Here is an 18,879-nt window from a genome sequence, read left to right as displayed (position 1 = left end):
CACCCCCTTCTCCACGGTCGGCGTGACCGCCTCGCGCCAAGTCCCTACCCCTCCCATGCCTCGAACCGGAAGGAAGTCGAGCCGATGCGCGCCCAATTGGCCCGTGTGGACGCCGTGATCGTCCAGGCTGTCATCGCCGGTGCCCTGTCCTTCTCGCACCTTCACGACCTGGCCGACGCGGCGGGACAGGGCGGCTGGAAGGCGTGGGCCTACCCCGTCAGCGTCGACCTGCTGCTGGTCGCCGCCTGGCGCAGGATGCGCGAACAGCAGCGCGCCGGACGCCCGGCCGGGGGACCGCGGCTGTGGTTCCTGGTCGCCCTGGCCGCATCCCTCGGCGCGAACATCGCCACCGCCGGACTCCTCGACCTGGACCACGTGCCCGCCTCGCTCCGCGTCGTGGTGGCCGGCTGGCCCGCCGTCGCCTTCTTCGGCGGAACCCTCCTCGCCCACACACCCCGGGCCCCGATGAACCCGGTGCCACCGGTGGAAACGGAGGTGTCCCCGGGCCCGGCCACGGTTGAGGAACTCCAGCGTGACGCGCTCCCGGCACCCTCCACCGAACCGGAACTGGCTCCGGAACCCGCTGCCCAACCGATCAGCGCTCCCGCCCCGGCGCCCCTCGCCCCCGCCGTCTCCCTGCCGCCCGCCCTCGTCGACCGCGTCCGGGCCCTGGCCCAGGAACACCACGCCACCACCGGCCACCCCGCCGACCCCGACACCGTCCGCGCCCGGCTCGGCCTGCCCCCGTCCATGACCCCGTCCGTCGCCGCCCACCTCTGAGGAAGGAACGCCACGCCATGCGCCCCGCCATCCGCTCCGCGCTGGAGTACGCCGCTGACCTGGCCCGCCGTAACCGCCTCGGCGACGCCGTCGCCGTCACAGAGGCCGCGATCAACCAGGCCACCGACGACGAACACCCCGAGATCCGCCAATGGCTCACCGACCACGCCCGCGACCTCACCGGAGAGGACGCCCACTGATGACCGGCCCCCGCTTCCGCAACGTCCGCCGCATCGGCCCCGTACAGGTCGCCTCTTACCTCGCCCGCGGCCGCAACCGCCACCTCGCCGCCTGCACCGCACCCCGCTGCGACTTCTCCACCGAGTACGACAGCCGCGCCGCCGCCGAACTCGCCGCCCGTACCCACCGCTGCAAGGCCTGAGAAGGAGACCGCCGCCATGACCGTCCCGCTCTGGTTCGCCGTGCTCGTCGTCGCCGTCCTCGGCATCCAGCTCGCCCGCCCGCCGTGGTGGCTCGTCGCCCTGCTCCTCCTCGGCGGCTACCTCGTCGCCGACAGCGTCCTCGCCCCCGCCGTCGCCGCCCTCCTCAACTGACGCCCGAAGGGATCACTCACGTGTTCACCCCGAAGTACCCGCCGCAGGACACCGCCCCGGTCCACACCATCCCGGCTCCGACCGTCTACAGCCCGACCGCGTACAGCCCGGCGGCCTACGCCCCCGCTCCCGTCCCGGCTCCGTCCGCCCCGGTCTCCAACCGGCCGACGGTTCAGCTCACCCCCGGAAGTGCCCTCGCCCTCGTCGCCGGTGGCAGCGCCGCCGTCCTGGTGGTCGGCGCGGTCCTGGTCTCCATGCTTCTCGCCGTCGCCGTCACGGCCGCCTCGGTGGCTGTGTGCGCGGTCGTCATCCGCTCCATCCTGCTGAAGGGGAACAAGGCGTGACCGACTCCGCCACCATGGCGGGCCTGGACCCGGCCACCCTCGCCGACGTGCTGAGGCTGGCCGGGGCCCCCGGCTTCGACCGCGTCCAAGACCAGATCCGCCGAACTGGCGGCTGCACCGACCCGATCCACCTGCAAGGCACCACCGTGACCCGCGACAAGGCCACGGGACAGGTCCTCCACACGTACAGCACCGACAGCGAACCCGGCGGCCGACTCCGGATCGCCTGCGGCAACCGCCGCGCATCCCGCTGCCCTTCCTGCGCCTGGACCTACGCGGGGGACACGTACCACCTCATCCGGGCCGGCCTCGTCGGCGACCCGGCCAAGGGCACCCCGCACACGATCCGCGACCATCCCCGGGTCTTCGCCACCCTCACCGCCCCGTCCTTCGGCCCGGTCCACAACCGCCCCGGAAACCGGCCCTGCCGCTGCGGCACCCGCCACCCCGAGGACGCTCCCGCACTCGGCACCCCCCTCGACCCGGACGCGTACGACTACGCGGGCGCGGTGCTCTGGAACAACCACGCCTCCGAGCTGTGGCGCTACTTCACGATCTACCTCCGCCGCGAGATCGCCCGCCGGGCCGGCCTCACCCAGAAAGCCGCCCGCGAGGCCTCCCGCGTGTCGTTCGGCAAGGTCGCCGAGTACCAGAAGCGCGGTGCCGTGCACTTCCATGCGGTGATCCGCTTCGACGGACCCGACGGACCGGACTCCCCGCCCCCGGCCTGGGCCACCCTCGACCTCCTCACCGGCGCGATCCATGCCGCCGCTGCCCGCGTCGCGGTCGACGTCGCCCCGGCTGGTGACCAGCCTGCCCGAACCCTGCGCTGGGGCACCCAGCTCGACGTACAACCCATCGGCGCGTTCGGCCACGGCGAGGAGATCACCGAACAGGCCGTCGCGTCCTACGTCGCCAAGTACGCCACCAAAGCAGCCGAGACCACCGGCACCGTTGACCGCCGCATCGGCAACAAAGAGGCCCTGGTCCTCCTCGACGTGCCGAACCACCCCCGTCGGCTCATCGAGGCCTGCCTCGACCTCCATCCGCTCTACGCGAACCGCAAGCTGCGGGACTGGGCTCACATGCTCGGCTTCCGGGGCCACTTCTCCACCAAGTCCCGGAGCTACTCGACCACCCTCGGCGCCCTCCGCCAAACCCGCGCCGACTACCGCGCAGCCCAGCAACGCGAAGCCCTCGGCCTGCCCGACCCCGACGCCCCGGAGGCAACCACGCTGACCCTCGCCCACTGGTCCTACGCCGGTCACGGCCACACCCCCGGCGAATCCTGGCTCGCGGCCAGCATCCGCCGTGACATCGAACTCAACCGAGAAACGGCACGCGAAGCGCTCGCAGATGTGCGCCAGGAAGGAGAAACACGACGATGAATGAGCGTTACCTCAACGTCGACCAGGTCGCCGAAGTCCTCGGCACGACCGTGCGCTTTCCCCGGAGGCTGATCGAGGAGCGGCGCATCGCCTACGTGAAGGTCGGTCGACACGTGCGTATCCCGGAGAGCGCTGTACGGGAGTTCATCAAGGCCAACACGGTGCAGCCTCGTCGAAGCGGTCGTGTATTTCAGGGGGTGGCTGCCTGATGGCTGGCAAGCGTCGACAGTTCGGCCGGGTCCGCAAGCTTCCGTCCGGCCGCTACCAGGCTCGCTACATGGGTCCTGACGGGCAGCTCCGTCCCGCCCCCGAGACGTTCCGCACGAAGAAGGACGCGGACGACTGGCTTGCCGACAAGCAGACCGAGATGCGGCGCGGCGACTGGCACGATCCGGACGCCGGAAAGGTGTCGTTCGGCCCGTATGCCGCCGACTGGATCCAGGAACGTGAGCTGGCCACCACCACCCGGCAGCTTTACCGCTCACTCCTACGGAATCACCTCGAACCCGCCTTCGGTGCCGTCAGCGTCGCCGAGATCTCGCCTCCGCTCGTACGCCGCTGGCGTGCGGACAAGCTTGCGGCCGGCACCGGAGCCACGACCGTTGCCAAGGCGTACGCGCTGCTGCGCGCGATTCTAGGCACGGCCGTTGCGGACCTGATGATCAAGCGCAACCCGTGCACGATCAAGGGTGCGAGCACCGTGCACACCCCTGAGAGGCCGACCGCCACCGTGCAGGAGGTCTACGACCTGGCCGATGCGATCCAGCCTCGCTACCGGGCGCTTGTGCTCATGGCGGGCTTCCTCGGCCTGCGCTGGGGCGAATTGATCGGCCTGCACCGTCGGGACATCGACCTCGACAACGGTGCCGTGCGCGTCCGCCGCGCCGTCGCCGAACTCGGCAACGGACAGCGGCAGATCAAAGCCCCCAAGAGCGCGGCGGGCAAGCGCACGGTCTCGATCCCGGCCGCGGTCCTCCCGGACATTCGCAATCACCTGAAGGTGTACGCCGAATCGGGTGCGGACGGCCGCGTGTTCATCGGTGCGAAGAAGGCGACGCCACGCCGGAACCACTTCAACCGGCTGTGGCACAAGGCGTGCAGCGATGCCGGGATCAAGGGCCTGCACTTCCATGATCTACGCCACACGGGCAACACGCTCGCCGCGTCGACCGGTGCCAGCACACGTGAGTTGATGTCCCGGATGGGCCACAGCACCGCCCGCGCCGCGCTGATCTACCAGCACGCCAGTGCCGAGCGAGACCGGCTTATCGCTGACGCGGTGAGCGGTCTCGTCGCGAAGGGTCGGAAGAAGAAGCCGAAGCCGAAGCCAAAGAAAAAGCAAGATCCAAAGCCCAAGGGGCACGCGGGGGACACACAGGCCTGAACAGCTCGGGAAACGATCGAAGGCCCAGGGGCAGTAAATTTACTGCCTAGCTGGGCCTTCGCCGTACAGAGCGGGCGACGGGAATCGAACCCGCGTAGCTAGTTTGGAAGACTAGGGCTCTACCATTGAGCTACGCCCGCACAGGACGCGCCGCAGGTCAGCCGACCGCGGCACTGCAGGCATCGTAGCGGGTCGGCGCCCTGTGTCGCACACCCCGTTTCCCGGCCCGGCCGCGGCCCGCCCCGATGCTCGGCAAAAGCGGCGGTCAGACGGCCTGCGGGCATGTACCCTACGTGTCGCACCAGACGGGGTGTGGCGCAGCTTGGTAGCGCGTCCGCTTTGGGAGCGGAAGGCCGTGGGTTCAAATCCCGCCACCCCGACCACCGACCGACACAGCTGCGCGGTCACCTCGCTTGATCGCCTTTGGGGCGTGTCCTCGCTGCCGTTACTATGCAAGCTGCACGCCCGTATGTCCTCATCCACTGAAGTCTCCGGGCGGCGAAATCCGCCGGGCCGGTCTGGCTCCGGCAGAACCCAAGAAGTCAGCCCCCAAGGAGACCGAACCGTGAAGAGCGCCGTGGAGACCCTGAACCCGACTCGGGTTCGGCTCAGCATCGAGGTGCCCTTCGAGGAGCTCAAGGACAGCCTCGACGCGGCGTACAAGAAGATCAACCAGCAGGTCACGGTGAAGGGCTTCCGTAAGGGCAAGATCCCCGCCCGGGTCATCGACCAGCGGTTCGGCCGCGGTGCCGTGCTGGAGGAGGCCGTCAACGACGCGCTGCCGAAGTTCTACACCGAGGCGGTCAACGAGGCCGAGATCGACGTCCTCGGCCAGCCCGAGGTCGACATCACGGAGCTGAAGGACGGCGAGACGCTGAACTTCACCGCCGAGGTCGACGTCCGTCCCGCCCTGGAGCTCCCCGAGGACTTCTCCTCCATCGAGGTCGAGGTCGACGCCGTCGAGGTGACGGACGAGGACATCGACAAGTCCGTCGAGCAGCTGCGCGAGCGCTTCGCCTCGACCTCCCCGGTCGAGCGCGCCGCCGAGGACGGCGACGTCGTGACCGTCGACCTGGAGGCCAAGGTCGACGGCGAGGTCCTGGAGGACGGCGTCGCCAGCGGCGTCTCCTATACCATCGGCTCCGGCGAGCTGCTGGAAGGCATCGACGACGCCGTGAAGGGCCTGGAGGCCGGTGGCGAGGCCACCTTCACCTCCGAGCTCAAGGGCGGCTCGGCGGCCGGCAAGGAGGCCGAGGTCACCGTCAAGGTCACCCAGGTCGCCGCCCGTGAGCTTCCCGAGCTGGACGACGAGTTCGCGCAGCTCGCCTCCGAGTTCGACACCCTCGACGAGCTGAAGGCGGACAGCCGCAAGCGCCTCGAGAACATGAAGCAGTACGACCAGGCCACGCAGGCCCAGGAGCGCGTCCTGGAGAAGCTGCTGGAGCTCGTCGAGGTGCCCGTCCCCGAGAAGCTGCTCGAGGACGAGATCAACACCCGCAAGCACAACCTGGAGCACCACCAGCTCGGCCAGATGGGCCTCGACCTCGACAAGTACCTGGAGATCCAGGGCAAGACCGCCGAGGAGTTCGAGACCGAGACCCGTGAGGCCGCGGTCAAGGGCATCAAGACCCAGTTCGTGCTCGACGAGCTCGTCAAGCGCGAGAAGCTGAACGTCAACCAGGAGGAGCTCACCGAGCACCTCATGCGCCGTGCCGCCTCCTCCGGCATGTCGCCGGACCAGTTCGCCCAGGCGGTCGTCGAGGGCGGCCAGGTTCCGCTCCTGGTCGGCGAGGTCGCCCGCGGCAAGGCTCTGGCCACGGTCGTCGAGTCTGCCACGGTGAAGGACACCAACGGCGAGGTCATCGACCTGGACGACGAGGAAGAGGTCGAGGCCGCCACCGAGACGGTCGAGGCCGCCGAGGGCGCCGGCGAGCCCGAGGAGAAGCCCGAGGCCTGAGCGGCCTCGCGTCACTTCTGAGGCGGTTCCGACGTAGACACGAGGGGCCCTGGGGCGGGATTCGCCCCGGGGCCCTTCTGTCATACGCCGGGACGGCCCACCCCCGGGGCGCGGGGATCACGCTGAGTCCCCGGCGACTACGCCCCCGGCGAACACTCCTCTCTCCGGGATTCCCCGAAGGGACCCGCGCGTTAGGGTCCATGAATACGAGGGCAGGGGAGTCCCCGTTGCCCCCGGCAGTACACGTGAGACGGCCCGGCGCCGTCGTAAGACGAGCAGGTGGATACGTGACGAATCTGATGCCCACAGCCGCCGGCGACCCTATCGGTGGTGGCCTCGGCGACCAGGTCTACAACCGGCTGCTCGGCGAGCGGATCATCTTCCTCGGCCAGGCGGTCGACGACGACATCGCCAACAAGATCACCGCACAGCTGCTGCTCCTTGCCTCCGATCCGGACAAGGACATCTACCTCTACATCAACAGCCCCGGCGGATCGATCACGGCCGGCATGGCGATCTACGACACCATGCAGTACATCAAGAACGACGTGGTGACCATCGCCATGGGCATGGCGGCCTCCATGGGCCAGTTCCTGCTCAGCGCGGGCACCCCCGGCAAGCGCTTCGCGCTGCCGAACGCCGAGATCCTGATTCACCAGCCCTCGGCCGGCCTCGCCGGCTCCGCGTCGGACATCAAGATCCACGCCGAGCGGCTGCTGCACACCAAGAAGCGGATGGCGGAGCTGACCGCCTTCCACACCGGCCAGACCGTGGAGCAGGTCACCATCGACTCGGACCGCGACCGCTGGTTCGACCCGATCGAGGCCAAGGAGTACGGCCTGATCGACGACATCATGCCCACCGCGGCCGGCATGCCGGGCGGCGGCGGTACCGGGGCGGCCTGAGGGCCGCTGACGGCAGCAGGGCCGCCCAGGGCGCTCCCCGGAGCCCCTTGAGCCCCTTCCGAAGCCAAAATCCGAAAGCCCCAGAAGCCCAGCGGTCCGAAAGCCTCAGGAGTCCAGGACTCCGAAGGCCCAAGAGTTCCAGGAGCCTCAGGAGCCCAGGAGCCCAGGAGCCCAGGAGCCCAGGAATCCAGAAGGCTCCGGGCTCCAGAAGCCCAGGAGTCCGGAGTCCTCAGGACTCCACAAGCTCCAGAAGCTCCAGGGGTTTCAGGAGCCTCCGAGAGGCTGGGGCCTCCCGGAGCTCCAGGAAGCCTCTCGGGCCCTCCTGGAGCCCCTCAGGAGCCTCGGACCCCCTGGAGCCACCCCGGGGCCGTCCGGGGCCTCGGAAGCCGTCAGCGCCCCGTCCAGCCCATCCAGCCCACCGCCTCAAGCCCTCTCTCCAGGAGACACCGTGAACGACTTCCCCGGCAGCGGCCTCTACGCCCGCACCGAGGCCGAATACACCGGCCCCCGCGCCGAGTCCCGCTACGTCATCCCGCGCTTCGTCGAGCGCACCTCCCAGGGCGTGCGCGAGTACGACCCGTACGCGAAGCTCTTCGAGGAGCGCGTGATCTTCCTGGGCGTGCAGATCGACGACGCCTCCGCCAACGACGTCATGGCGCAGCTGCTGTGCCTGGAGTCGATGGACCCCGACCGGGACATCTCGGTCTACATCAACAGCCCCGGCGGCTCCTTCACGGCGCTGACCGCGATCTACGACACGATGCAGTTCGTGAAGCCCGACATCCAGACGGTCTGCATGGGCCAGGCGGCGTCCGCCGCCGCGATCCTGCTGGCCGCCGGTACGCCGGGCAAGCGCATGGCGCTGCCGAACGCGCGCGTGCTGATCCACCAGCCGTACAGCGAGACCGGCCGCGGTCAGGTCTCCGACCTGGAGATCGCCGCCAACGAAATCCTCCGGATGCGCGCGCAGCTGGAGGAGATGCTGGCCAAGCACTCCACCACGCCGATCGAGAAGATCCGCGAGGACATCGAGCGCGACAAGATCCTCACGGCCGAGGACGCGCTGTCGTACGGCCTGATCGACCAGATCATCTCCACCCGGAAGATGAACAACGGCTCTCTGCGTTGACGCAGGGGTTCGTCCCGTTCGAGCCCTCCTCGGCACGGTGTGACACGCTCCACGTCGCAGTGAACCGTGCCAAGGGGGACCCGAACGGGGGCCCAGGCAAGGTACCGTCGGAATAAGGCAGCACCAGGAGCCGCTGGATTCGAAAGCGTCCAGGCGTCTCCCAGGCGAAGGGGAAGCACACCGTGGCACGCATCGGTGACGGCGGCGATCTGCTCAAGTGCTCGTTCTGCGGCAAGAGCCAGAAGCAGGTCAAGAAGCTCATCGCAGGGCCCGGTGTGTACATCTGCGACGAGTGCATCGATCTCTGCAACGAGATCATCGAGGAAGAGCTCGCGGAGACGAGCGAGGTCCGCTGGGAGGAACTCCCGAAGCCGCGCGAGATCTACGAGTTCCTCGAGGGCTACGTGGTGGGCCAGGAGCCCGCCAAGAAGGCCCTGTCGGTCGCGGTGTACAACCACTACAAGCGCGTCCAGGCCGGTGAGAACGGCGGCGCCCAGGGCCGCGACGACGCCATCGAGTTGGCGAAGTCCAACATCCTCCTGCTCGGCCCCACGGGCTCGGGCAAGACGCTCCTCGCCCAGACCCTGGCGCGCATGCTGAACGTTCCGTTCGCCATCGCCGACGCCACGGCGCTGACCGAGGCGGGGTACGTCGGCGAGGACGTCGAGAACATCCTGCTGAAGCTGATCCAGGCCGCGGACTACGACGTCAAGAAGGCCGAGACCGGGATCATCTACATCGACGAGATCGACAAGGTCGCGAGGAAGAGTGAAAACCCCTCCATCACGCGCGACGTGTCGGGTGAGGGCGTTCAGCAGGCCCTCCTGAAGATCCTGGAAGGCACCACGGCCTCGGTTCCGCCGCAGGGCGGCCGCAAGCACCCGCACCAGGAGTTCATCCAGATCGACACGACGAACGTGCTGTTCATCGTGGGCGGCGCCTTCGCGGGCCTGGAGAAGATCATCGAGACCCGGGCCGGCGCCAAGGGCATCGGCTTCGGCGCGACGATCCGTTCCAAGCGCGAGCTGGAGTCGAAGGACCAGTTCGAGGCCGTCATGCCCGAGGACCTGGTCAAGTTCGGCATGATCCCGGAGTTCATCGGCCGTCTGCCGGTCATCACCTCGGTCCACAACCTGGACCGCGAGGCGCTGCTGCAGATCCTGATCGAGCCGCGCAACGCGCTGGTGAAGCAGTACCAGCGGCTCTTCGAACTCGACGGCGTGGAGCTGGACTTCGAGCGTGAGGCCCTGGAGGCCATCGCCGACCAGGCCATCCTCCGCCAGACCGGCGCCCGTGGCCTGCGCGCCATCATGGAGGAGGTCCTCCAGGCGGTCATGTACGAGGTCCCGTCCCGCAAGGACGTGGCGCGCGTCGTCATCACCGCGGACGTCGTCCTGTCCAACGTCAACCCGACGCTGATCCCCCGCGACGCCCGCGGCGGCCGCGGCCCGGGCGAGCAGAAGACGGCGTAGGCAGCGCAAGGAATCGAAGAGGGCGCCCGGTGATACCGGGCGCCCTCTTCTTGATTGCGTTGCGGCGACGCCTCTCGCGCGGAAGATCAGCACTGGGCAGGAGGCAGTAAATTGTCTGTGGAGCGTGACGCTGCACGCCGCGATGTTGTGGCGCGGGCCCTCTCTCGGCTGCTTCGAGCTACCAGTACTGGTTGGTTCCCGTGGGTGTCACGCAAAGCTGGAGTATGGCGTCGCCCTCGAACACGGCCACCTGTGTCCAGGCTTGCCGGACACCCGCAGAGTCCGTAAGGCTCGTTCCCCAGCTTTCGCTGTTTCCGGCGCCGGCGTAGATACGGTGCCACGCCCAGTAGGCGTTTGTGCCGTCGCTCCTCCGTGTGACGAGCCTTACCCCCACACTGTGTCCGTCCGCCCGCCTGTCTGTGACGAACAGAGTCATCGGGTCCAACTTTGTCCGGCTCGCGTAGTTCCACTTGCCTCCGCCACTCGCCCCGGCTAGGGCGACACCAGCGCTGAAACAAGAGTTCTCGTAGGTGGCAGCCGCTGCGGGCGTGGCCACGACGGGTATCGCCAGTGACGCCACGGATGCCGCGATGAGCAAGGAAAAGCGATTGCGCATAATGCCCCCATTCGCATGTTCATTGACGTGGCCATGTTAGTTAACCCGGCGAGGCGCTTAGGTGACCTGCGTAGACTGTGCCGCGCGTCACCTCTTTGCAGCTTGAGTGGTCTTCTGGCCGGGCGTAGGTTCCCAGCCCTGTGGCGGACCTTCCTGTTGGCTTTCGGGCCGTCAGGACTTGACGCGGACTTCCTTACGTACGTCGGCTGCGATTTGGGCCGAGTTGTCCAGTGAATACGTCTTGGAGCCCGCAGTTGGCTCGACCACGCCCATGGTGCTGTAGTCCGCCCAGATGCACATGTAGGTCTTCTGGGTCTTCTTGGTGAGCTGGTTCGAACTCTCGGCCTGCTGGCACTTCATCAGGGCACCGTCCAGGTTGTCGGGAGTCACCGTCTCGGCGTTGCCGATCAACTTGACGTCGTCGTCGGACCCTGACCTCATCTGGGCGATGGTGATGTCGAGAGCCTGCTCGGGATCCTTCACTGTGCCGTACACACCGAAGAACGTGACGTTCTCGGCGGTTTCCGTCTTCGCGAGTTCGCTCGGGTCCGTGGTGTCGATGGACGTCAGGTCAATGGTGGAGTAGATGGCGCCAACTGTGGTGGCGTTGCTGACGCCTGCCTTGGCGAGGTCTTCCACATCGCTCGAGCTTGCCTTCTCCTCCTTGGAGTCACCCATCCGCTTGTACTTGTTCGACAGCAGAGAGGTCGGCGTCGTCAGTTTGTGTGCGCCGTCGTCCTTCAGGCCGCCCGCGCCGCCGCCTCCGCCGATGACGAAGTACGCGCCCACGCCGATCGCCGCCACCACCGCGACCGCGCCGACGATGACGGCCGCCTTCTTGCCCCCGCCGCCGCTCGGCGCCGGGGGCTGCGGGACGCCGTAGGGAGGCTGGCCGTACGGCGGCTGCTGTCCGTAGGGAGGGGTCGGGGGCTGGCCGTAGGGCGGCTGCTGGCCGTAGGGCGGGGTCTGCGGGGGGACGCCCTGCGGGGGCTGCTGCGGGTAGCCGTAGCCGGGTTGCGGGGCGGGGGGCTGCTGGGGGTAGCCGTAGCCGGGCTGGGGCGCCTGCGGCGGCTGGCCGTACGGACCGGGCTGGCCGTACGGTCCGGGCTGCTGGGGCTGCCCGCCGTACGGGCCCGGCTGGTTGTGACTCATCTCTGGGTTCCCCTCCAGATGCTTATGTGATTTTCACATCCTGGCTCAAAGCCAACACCTGCACGGCGGCGGGGGCCCGACCGTTACACGGCAAACACGTTTCGGGACGGCCCGGTGACACCGTTTCTAGAGACTGAGCGGGAGTGAGTCCTATTGCCAGGATTCATGCTCAGCCGCGTGCCCCGAACGGTGTTGGGCACGCTGGTCGCCCGCTTTCGCTCCACGGTCCGGCGGCGCGCATCGTATGCGTGGTCCGGGTGGGTGGGGGCGGGTTTCCTCACGCCGTCGGGTGTCCGGTCGGGCCTGGGCGGTCCGATGCCCCGCACCATCACTCTGGTGCTGCGGGGGCGGTGTCGTCCGTCGCCGGATCGGGTGTCCGAGGGCGCGTCGCCCGACCGCGATGCTCGCCGCATCGTGCCGGGAAATCTGGCGGGTGGGGGTGATGAGGGGCTTCTGCCAGTGCTGGGCACCCCAGCGGCTGGTGTAGGCCGGGTCGACCGCGACGATGGCCAGGTTCTGTTCGGCGGCCATCGACACCAGGCGGGCGCGGATTTTGGCGGTGGGGAACCGGGAGAGCAGGCGGCGGAAGCGTTTGTTGCGGCCGTGCTTCTCGCGGCTGGTGCCGTCGGTGAAGTCGAGGTCTTCGACGGCGATCGCGGCAGCCCCACAGCGTCGGGTGTGGTGCAGCAGCCGGGTCAGAGCGTGCCGTACTTGCGCGTCCCGGTGCTGTGCGCTGCCGGTCAGGTCGTAGAAGAAGCGCTGCGGGTCGCCGACCGGGTTACCGTGCGCGTCGAGGTGCCAGGCGGCGAGGTGGTCGTCGTTCATGTCCACGCCCACCACCCCCCGGGCCAGGGCCGCCTCCAGCGGCAGGACGGGGGTGGCGGCGCGCTGCCAGGACGCGGTGACATACCAGCGGCCGCGCGTAACGTCGTGGTGGATGCGGTAGGCCACCGCCCGGTTCATGATGATCCGATCACGCCACTCCTCGCCCCGGTATTGGAACGTCACGGTCGCATCTAGCACGTACCGGCCGTGCGGCGCGTTGGCCAGGCGGGCCAGCGACACCGGGAGCTTGATGGAGACTTGCCCGGTGTCGGTGATGCGGATGGTCTCGTTGCCGAAGCGTTTGCCGGACTCCCCGTCGGCGGTCAGGAACATCCGTTCCGCCCGCCACTGCTCCCGCCACGCCTGCTCGCTCAGCCTGACCGCCTGCAAATGATGGCGGGCGTTGGCGAGGCGTTTGCCGCCGCGCACCACCCGCACCCGGCCCGCCGCCCAGTCCGCCTCCACCACCGCGAGTCGGTCCTTCAACGTCTGCAGGCGGCGGGACTTGGCGTGCCACTCACCCCGCGAGGCATAGCCCCGCACCAGCCCTTCCCACTTGACAGCCTTGGCACCCAGCGGCCGGGCCAGCCGCGCCTCGACCGATGCGATCTGCCTGTGCAGCCACGCCAGGTGGGCCGCCTGCCCACGCCTGGCCAGCGCCCACTGGTCATGTGTGGCCTTGGTGATACTGCCCGCCCAGCGCGCCGACGACTTCCCCGTCAGCCCCCGCTTGCGCACCGCCCACTCGCCCGCATCATGTCCCAGCCCCTGACGGCACCGTTCCGCGAGATCACCAGCCGCCAGCGACCCCAGGAACACCCCGACCTCGGCCAGCACCCCCGCATCCGCCGCCGACACCCGCAACCGGTCCCGGACGGCCACCCCGGCAGGACCGGGCACCACAAACGACGCCGCCAACTCGCGCAGCCCGCCCATCCGTTCACCCCACCCTTGGCTGAAGATCCCCGTCAGGTCAGTCAACGAGCACCTTCCGTAAAGGTCACCCATTCGACCTAAGAACTTACGTTCCACCCTCGGAGAAGGGTCAGCATGCACCCCGTGACAGCGGAGTCGCTTCCGACGCACAACGGGACAACCGCATCCAGCCCGGCACTCACTCATGCGCACCAGAAGTCACTCCTGCTCAGGCCCCGGCAGCAGTTTCCAACCCCTAAACTGGCCCCGTGACCGAGAACGCTCAGCAGCAGCCACCAGCGCCCCCCACCGAACTGCCGACCCAGTACGCGCCGGCCGACGTAGAGGGGCCGCTGTACGAGCGCTGGGTGGAGCGTGGTTACTTCGAGGCGGACGCGAAGAGCGACAAGCCTCCCTACACGATCGTCATCCCGCCGCCGAACGTCACGGGCAGCCTGCACCTGGGCCACGCCTTCGAACACACGCTCATCGACGCCCTCACCCGTCGCAAGCGCATGCAGGGCCACGAGACGCTGTGGCAGCCCGGCATGGACCACGCGGGCATCGCCACACAGAACGTCGTCGAGCGTGAACTGGGCAAGGAGGGCAAGTCCCGGCACGACCTCGGCCGTGAGGCGTTCGTCGAGCGCGTCTGGCAGTGGAAGGGCGAGTCCGGCGGCCAGATCAGCGGCCAGATGCGCCGCCTCGGCGACGGCGTCGCCTGGTCGCGCGAGCGCTTCACCATGGACGAGGGCCTCTCCCAGGCCGTCCAGACCATCTTCAAGCGCCTCTACGACGACGAGCTCATCTACCGCGCCGAGCGCATCATCAACTGGTGTCCGCGCTGCCTGACCGCGATCTCCGACATCGAGGTCGAGTACCAGGACGACGACGGCGAGCTCGTCTCCATGAAGTACGGCGAGGGCGACGACACCATCGTCGTCGCCACCACACGCGCGGAGACGATGCTCGGTGACACGGCAGTCGCCGTCCACCCCGACGACGAGCGCTACAAGCACCTCGTCGGCAAGGAGATCCGGCTCCCGCTGACCGACCGCTTCATCCCGGTCGTCGCCGACACGCACGTCGACCCCGAGTTCGGCACGGGCGCCGTCAAGGTGACCCCGGCGCACGACCCGAACGACTTCGAGATCGGCCAGCGCCACAACCTGCCGTCCCTCACGATCATGGACGAGCACGCCGTCATCACGGCCCACGGCCCCTTCCAGGGCCTGGACCGCCTGGAGGCCCGCTCCGCCATCGTCGCCGCCCTGCGCGCCGACGGCCGGATCGTCGCCGAGAAGCGGCCCTACGTCCACTCCGTCGGCCACTGCTCGCGCTGCAAGACCACCATCGAGCCGCGCCTGTCCATGCAGTGGTGGGTCAAGGTCGGCCCGCTCGCGAAGGCCGCAGGCGACGCCGTCCGCGACGGCCGGGTCAAGATCCACCCGCAGGAGATGGAGAAGCGCTACTTCGACTGGGTCGACAACCTCCACGACTGGTGCATCTCACGGCAGTTGTGGTGGGGCCACCGCATCCCGGTCTGGTACGGCCCGAACGGCGAGGTCGTCTGCGTCGGCCCCGACGACGAGGCCCCGACCGGCGAGGGCTGGCGTCAGGACACCGACGTCCTGGACACCTGGTTCTCCTCCGGCCTGTGGCCGTTCTCCACGCTCGGCTGGCCCGAACAGACCGAGTCGCTGGCGAAGTTCTACCCGAACTCCGTCCTGGTCACCGGCTACGACATCCTCTTCTTCTGGGTCGCCCGGATGATGATGTTCGGCCTGTACGCGATGGACGGCACCCCGCCGTTCCACACCATCGCCCTGCACGGCATGGTCCGCGACCAGTTCGGCAAGAAGATGTCGAAGTCCTTCGGCAACGCGGTCAACCCGCTGGACTGGATGGACAAGTACGGCTCCGACGCGCTCCGGTTCACCCTGGCCCGCGGCGCCAACCCCGGCGTCGACGTCCCGATCGGCGAGGACTGGGTCCAGGGCTCCCGCAACTTCGCCAACAAGATCTGGAACGCCACCCGCTTCGCGCTGATGAACGGCGCCACGGTCGACGGCCCGCTGCCGGACGCCTCGAAGATGTCGGCGACCGACCGCTGGATCCTCTCCCGCCTCAACTCCGTCGTCGCCGAAGTCGACGCGCTCTACGAGGACTACCAGTTCGCGAAGGTCTCCGACGCGCTGTTCCACTTCGCGTGGGACGAGGTCTTCGACTGGTACGTCGAGCTGTCCAAGACGACGTTCATGGCGGGCGGCGAGCCGGCCGAGGTCAGCAAGCGCGTCCTCGGCGAGGTCCTCGACGTCACCCTGAAGCTGCTGCACCCGATCGTCCCGTTCGTCACGGAGACGCTCTGGACGACGCTGACCGGCGGCGAGTCCGTCGTCATCGCCGAGTGGCCGAAGGACAGTGGCTTCCGGGACGCGGTCGCCGAGCGGGAGATCGAGAGCCTCCAGTCGGTGATCACCGAGGTTCGCCGCTTCCGCGCCGACCAGGGCCTGCAGCCGGGTCAGCGGGTCCCGGCCCGCCTCACGCTGGACGGCACGCCGTTCGCCGCGCACGAGGCCGCCGTCCGCCAACTCCTGCGCCTCCAGCCGGAGGGCGAGAGCTTCTCGGCGACGGCGACCCTGCCGGTCGCGGGCGCCACGGTCGCGCTGGACCTGTCCGGCACGATCGACGTGGCCGCCGAGCGCAAGCGCCTCGCCAAGGACCTGGCCGCCGCCGAGAAGGAGAAGGCCCAGGCGAACGCCAAGCTGGGCAACGAGGCGTTCCTCGCGAAGGCCCCGGACCAGGTGGTCGACAAGATCCGCACCCGCCTCGCCAAGGCGGACGAGGACATCGCCCGCATCCAGACCCAGCTGGAGCGCCTGCCCGAGGCGTGACGGCCGGCACGTGGGCGAAGGCCCCCGGAACCAGTACGGCTGCCAGTACGGCCCCTACGGCCAGTACGGCAGCACGGTTCCGGGGGCCTTCGCCCGCGTCTGTCAGTGGCCGTCCGTAGACTGGCCCTGTGACTGAAAGCGACCCCTTCGACGAGATCGTCGCCGCCGAGACCGACCGCGACCCGGACCTCGCGGTCATCGAGGCAGGCAGCCGCACCCTCCGTACCCAGGGCGGCGCGCCGCAGGCCGACGTGCCGGGGTGTCCCGAGGACCCCGAGGTCGACAAGGCCCTGCGCGAGGTCGAGGCGGAGCTGGCCACCCGCTGGGGCGAGACCAAACTGGAGCCGTCCGTCGGCCGCATCGCCGCGCTGATGGACGTGCTGGGGGACCCGCAGCGCTCGTACCCCTCGATCCACATCACGGGGACGAACGGCAAGACGTCCACGGCCCGCATGATCGAGGCCCTGCTCGGCGCCTTCGAGCTGCGCACCGGCCGGTACACGAGCCCACACGTCCAGTCGATCACCGAGCGGATCAGCCTCGACGGCGCCCCGATCTCCGCCGAGCGGTTCATCGAGACGTACCAGGACATCAAGCCGTACATCGATATGGTCGACGGACAGCAGGAGTACCGGCTGTCCTTCTTCGAGGTGCTCACCGGCATGGCGTACGCCGCGTTCGCGGACGCGCCCGTCGACGTCGCCGTCGTGGAAGTGGGGATGGGCGGCTCGTGGGACGCCACGAACGTCATCGACGGTGATGTCGCCGTCGTCACGCCCATCGACCTGGACCACACCGACCGACTCGGGGAGACGCCCGCCGCGATCGCCGACGAGAAGGGCGGGATCATCAAGCAGGACGCGACGGTCATCCTGGCCCAGCAGCCCGTCGACGCGGCCCAGGTGCTGCTGAAGAAGGCCGTCGAGGTCGATGCGACCGTGGCCCGGGAAGGGCTGGAGTTCGGGGTCGTCGCCCGGCAGGTCGCCGTCGGCGGGCAGCTGGTCACCCTGCGCGGGCTGGGCGGCGAGTACCCCGAGGTGTACCTGCCGCTGCACGGCCCCTACCAGGCGCACAACGCGGCCGTCGCGCTCGCCGCCGTCGAGGCGTTCTTCGGCGTCGGCTCCCAGCGGCCCGAGCCGCTCGACATCGACACGGTCCGCAAGGCCTTCGCGGCCGTCTCCTCGCCGGGCCGCCTCGAAGTCGTACGGCGCTCCCCGACGATCGTCCTGGACGCCGCGCACAACCCGGCCGGCGCCCGTGCCACCGCCGAGGCGGTCGGCGAGGCCTTCGACTTCAGCCGGCTGATCGGCGTGGTCGGGGCCAGCGGCGACAAGAACGTACGGGGCCTGCTGGAGGCCTTCGAGCCGATCTTCGCGGAGATCGTCGTCACCCAGAACACCAGCCACCGCGCGATGGACGCCGACGAGCTGGCGGCGATCGCCGTCGAGGTGTTCGGCGACGACCGCGTGCAGGTCGAACCACGGCTGCCCGACGCGCTGGAGGCGGCGATCACGCTCGCCGAGGAGGAGGGCGAGTTCGCCGGCGGCGGCGTGCTGGTCACCGGGTCCGTCATCACCGTCGGCGAGGCTCGACTGCTTCTCGGGAAGGGCTGAGGTCCCCGCCATGCGAACGCTCTGCTCCTCGACCCTGATCGGCGAGTTCTTCATCATCGGCTTCGCCGGTCTGGTCGCCATGAAGGACGCCGACCTGTCCACGTCCACGGTGTGGACGGTCTGCGGCATCGCCATGCTCCTCAGCGTGCTGCTGTGCGGCGTGGTCACCCGGCCCGGGGGCGTCGCCCTCGGCTGGGCGCTGCAGATCGCCCTCGTCGCCTCCGGCTTCTTCGTCCCGATCATGTTCTTCATGGGGGTGCTGTTCGGGGCCCTGTGGTGGGCGTCCGTGCACTTCGGCAGAAAGATCGACGAGGCCAAGGCCCGCTTCGCCGCGCAAGCCGCAGCAACCTCTCCGGATACTGCTGACGCTGCGTAACAGGCACTGGGACATGCCCTGTAACCTCATCCCACCGCACACACCGGCCGTACGAACCGGCTGTGGAATCCGGCAGTAGAAGGAGTCACCTCGTGAGCCAGCGCACCCTCGTCCTGCTCAAGCCCGACGCGGTCCGTCGTGGCCTGACCGGCGAGATCATCAGCCGTATCGAGCGCAAGGCCGGCTGGCAGATCACCGCGCTGGAGCTGCGCACCCTGGACCAGGACACGCTGGAGCAGCACTACGGCGAGCACAAGGGCAAGCCGTTCTACGAGCCGCTGGTGGAGTTCATGGCCTCCGGCCCGGTCGTCGCGCTGATCGTCGAGGGCGAGCGGGTCATCGAGGGCGTGCGCGCGCTCGCCGGTCCGACCGACCCGATCGCCGCCGCCCCCGGCTCCATCCGCGGCGACTACGGCGTGATCGTCCGCGAGAACCTCATCCACGCCTCCGACTCCGAGGAGTCCGCCGAGCGCGAGGTGAAGATCTTCTTCCCCGGTTGCGTCTGACACCGACCGCAGCCGAGTGGCCCAACTGGCCCAACTGGCCCAATTGGCGGAAGCGGCGGAAGCGGCGGA

At 69.0% G+C, this 18,879-nt stretch carries 18 protein-coding genes and 2 tRNA genes; 17 read left to right on the top strand and 3 right to left on the bottom strand.

Translation table 11 applies throughout. The annotated features are described in order from the left end of the window. Window positions 1-84: 84 nt before the first annotated feature. The 8 genes from ACIBTS_RS45200 (at window position 85) to ACIBTS_RS45165 (ending at window position 4,450) form a co-directional block, all read left to right on the top strand. Complete coding sequence (locus ACIBTS_RS45200; RefSeq protein WP_399327190.1) at window positions 85-780, top strand: DUF2637 domain-containing protein; 696 nt, start codon at window positions 85-87, stop codon at window positions 778-780. A gap of 17 nt (window positions 781-797) precedes the next feature. Further along, window positions 798-980 (top strand): hypothetical protein, encoded by a 183-nt coding sequence (locus ACIBTS_RS45195; RefSeq protein ID WP_399327188.1) that lies wholly within the window; start codon window positions 798-800, stop codon window positions 978-980. Continuing rightward, window positions 980-1,162, top strand: coding sequence for a mobile element transfer protein (locus tag ACIBTS_RS45190; protein WP_099935934.1), 183 nt, complete (start codon window positions 980-982; stop codon window positions 1,160-1,162). The genes ACIBTS_RS45195 and ACIBTS_RS45190 overlap by 1 nt, the downstream gene beginning before the upstream one ends. A 16-nt stretch (window positions 1,163-1,178) precedes the next feature. After that, the gene (locus tag ACIBTS_RS45185) at window positions 1,179-1,334 is read left to right on the top strand and encodes a hypothetical protein (RefSeq protein ID WP_099935933.1); all 156 of its coding nucleotides are present in this window, start codon (window positions 1,179-1,181) and stop codon (window positions 1,332-1,334) included. Window positions 1,335-1,354: 20 nt separating this feature from the next. Next, the gene (locus tag ACIBTS_RS45180) at window positions 1,355-1,678 is read left to right on the top strand and encodes a SpdD protein (RefSeq protein WP_399327186.1); all 324 of its coding nucleotides are present in this window, start codon (window positions 1,355-1,357) and stop codon (window positions 1,676-1,678) included. Continuing rightward, complete coding sequence (repSA, locus tag ACIBTS_RS45175; RefSeq protein WP_399327184.1) at window positions 1,675-3,066, top strand: replication initiator protein RepSA; 1,392 nt, start codon at window positions 1,675-1,677, stop codon at window positions 3,064-3,066. Before ACIBTS_RS45180 ends, repSA begins: the two co-directional genes overlap by 4 nt. Continuing rightward, a complete protein-coding gene (locus tag ACIBTS_RS45170; RefSeq protein WP_399327182.1) occupies window positions 3,063-3,275 on the top strand; it encodes a helix-turn-helix domain-containing protein in 213 nt (70 codons plus the stop codon). The genes repSA and ACIBTS_RS45170 overlap by 4 nt, the downstream gene beginning before the upstream one ends. Before the next feature lie 158 nt (window positions 3,276-3,433). Further along, window positions 3,434-4,450 carry a tyrosine-type recombinase/integrase gene (locus ACIBTS_RS45165; protein WP_399327180.1) on the top strand — a complete coding sequence of 339 codons (1,017 nt, stop codon included), beginning with the start codon at window positions 3,434-3,436 and terminating at the stop codon, window positions 4,448-4,450. 69 nt (window positions 4,451-4,519) lie between these two features. On the opposite strand, the gene ACIBTS_RS45160 is transcribed toward ACIBTS_RS45165, so the two are convergent. Further along, a tRNA-Gly gene (locus ACIBTS_RS45160) sits at window positions 4,520-4,590 on the bottom strand. Between the two features lie 166 nt (window positions 4,591-4,756). Between ACIBTS_RS45160 and ACIBTS_RS45155 the strand changes: the two genes are divergently transcribed. The 5 genes from ACIBTS_RS45155 to clpX all read left to right on the top strand — a co-directional run bounded on the left by ACIBTS_RS45155 (window position 4,757) and on the right by clpX (window position 9,913). Beyond that, window positions 4,757-4,833: transfer RNA gene (locus tag ACIBTS_RS45155), tRNA-Pro, on the top strand. A 182-nt stretch (window positions 4,834-5,015) separates the two neighbouring features. Beyond that, entirely contained in the window at window positions 5,016-6,407 is a 1,392-nt protein-coding gene (tig, locus tag ACIBTS_RS45150; RefSeq protein WP_399327178.1) for a trigger factor, read from the top strand. Between the two features lie 299 nt (window positions 6,408-6,706). Then, window positions 6,707-7,312 (top strand): ATP-dependent Clp protease proteolytic subunit, encoded by a 606-nt coding sequence (locus ACIBTS_RS45145; RefSeq protein WP_079662264.1) that lies wholly within the window; start codon window positions 6,707-6,709, stop codon window positions 7,310-7,312. 448 nt (window positions 7,313-7,760) lie between these two features. Then, complete coding sequence (locus tag ACIBTS_RS45140; protein ID WP_079662265.1) at window positions 7,761-8,441, top strand: ATP-dependent Clp protease proteolytic subunit; 681 nt, start codon at window positions 7,761-7,763, stop codon at window positions 8,439-8,441. Between the two features lie 182 nt (window positions 8,442-8,623). Beyond that, window positions 8,624-9,913, top strand: coding sequence for an ATP-dependent Clp protease ATP-binding subunit ClpX (clpX, locus tag ACIBTS_RS45135; protein WP_319336561.1), 1,290 nt, complete (start codon window positions 8,624-8,626; stop codon window positions 9,911-9,913). Between the two features lie 787 nt (window positions 9,914-10,700). Here clpX and ACIBTS_RS45130 read toward each other — a convergent pair. After that, entirely contained in the window at window positions 10,701-11,681 is a 981-nt protein-coding gene (locus ACIBTS_RS45130) for a hypothetical protein (RefSeq protein WP_399327175.1), read from the bottom strand. 150 nt (window positions 11,682-11,831) lie between these two features. Further along, window positions 11,832-13,442, bottom strand: coding sequence for an IS200/IS605 family accessory protein TnpB-related protein (locus ACIBTS_RS45125; protein ID WP_399327207.1), 1,611 nt, complete (start codon window positions 13,440-13,442; stop codon window positions 11,832-11,834). Window positions 13,443-13,690: 248 nt separating this feature from the next. Here ACIBTS_RS45125 and ACIBTS_RS45120 point away from each other — a divergent pair, with 248 nt between their 5' ends. The 4 genes from ACIBTS_RS45120 (at window position 13,691) to ndk (ending at window position 18,810) form a co-directional block, all read left to right on the top strand. Next, window positions 13,691-16,315, top strand: coding sequence for a valine--tRNA ligase (locus ACIBTS_RS45120; RefSeq protein ID WP_319671829.1), 2,625 nt, complete (start codon window positions 13,691-13,693; stop codon window positions 16,313-16,315). Between the two features lie 128 nt (window positions 16,316-16,443). After that, window positions 16,444-17,928 carry a bifunctional folylpolyglutamate synthase/dihydrofolate synthase gene (locus tag ACIBTS_RS45115; protein WP_399327172.1) on the top strand — a complete coding sequence of 495 codons (1,485 nt, stop codon included), beginning with the start codon at window positions 16,444-16,446 and terminating at the stop codon, window positions 17,926-17,928. Between the two features lie 10 nt (window positions 17,929-17,938). Next, window positions 17,939-18,304: a DUF4233 domain-containing protein gene (locus ACIBTS_RS45110; RefSeq protein ID WP_079662270.1), complete on the top strand. Its 366-nt coding sequence runs from the start codon at window positions 17,939-17,941 to the stop codon at window positions 18,302-18,304. 92 nt (window positions 18,305-18,396) lie between these two features. After that, complete coding sequence (ndk, locus tag ACIBTS_RS45105) at window positions 18,397-18,810, top strand: nucleoside-diphosphate kinase (RefSeq protein ID WP_399327170.1); 414 nt, start codon at window positions 18,397-18,399, stop codon at window positions 18,808-18,810. Window positions 18,811-18,879 lie beyond the last annotated feature (69 nt).

Origin of the sequence: Streptomyces sp. NPDC050121, assembly GCF_044460385.1 — a bacterium.
GTDB classification, from domain to species: Bacteria; Actinomycetota; Actinomycetes; order Streptomycetales; family Streptomycetaceae; genus Streptomyces; species Streptomyces soliscabiei.
The sequence above is the reverse complement of the archived record's forward strand: the minus strand, read 5'-3'. Positions and strand labels throughout refer to the sequence as shown.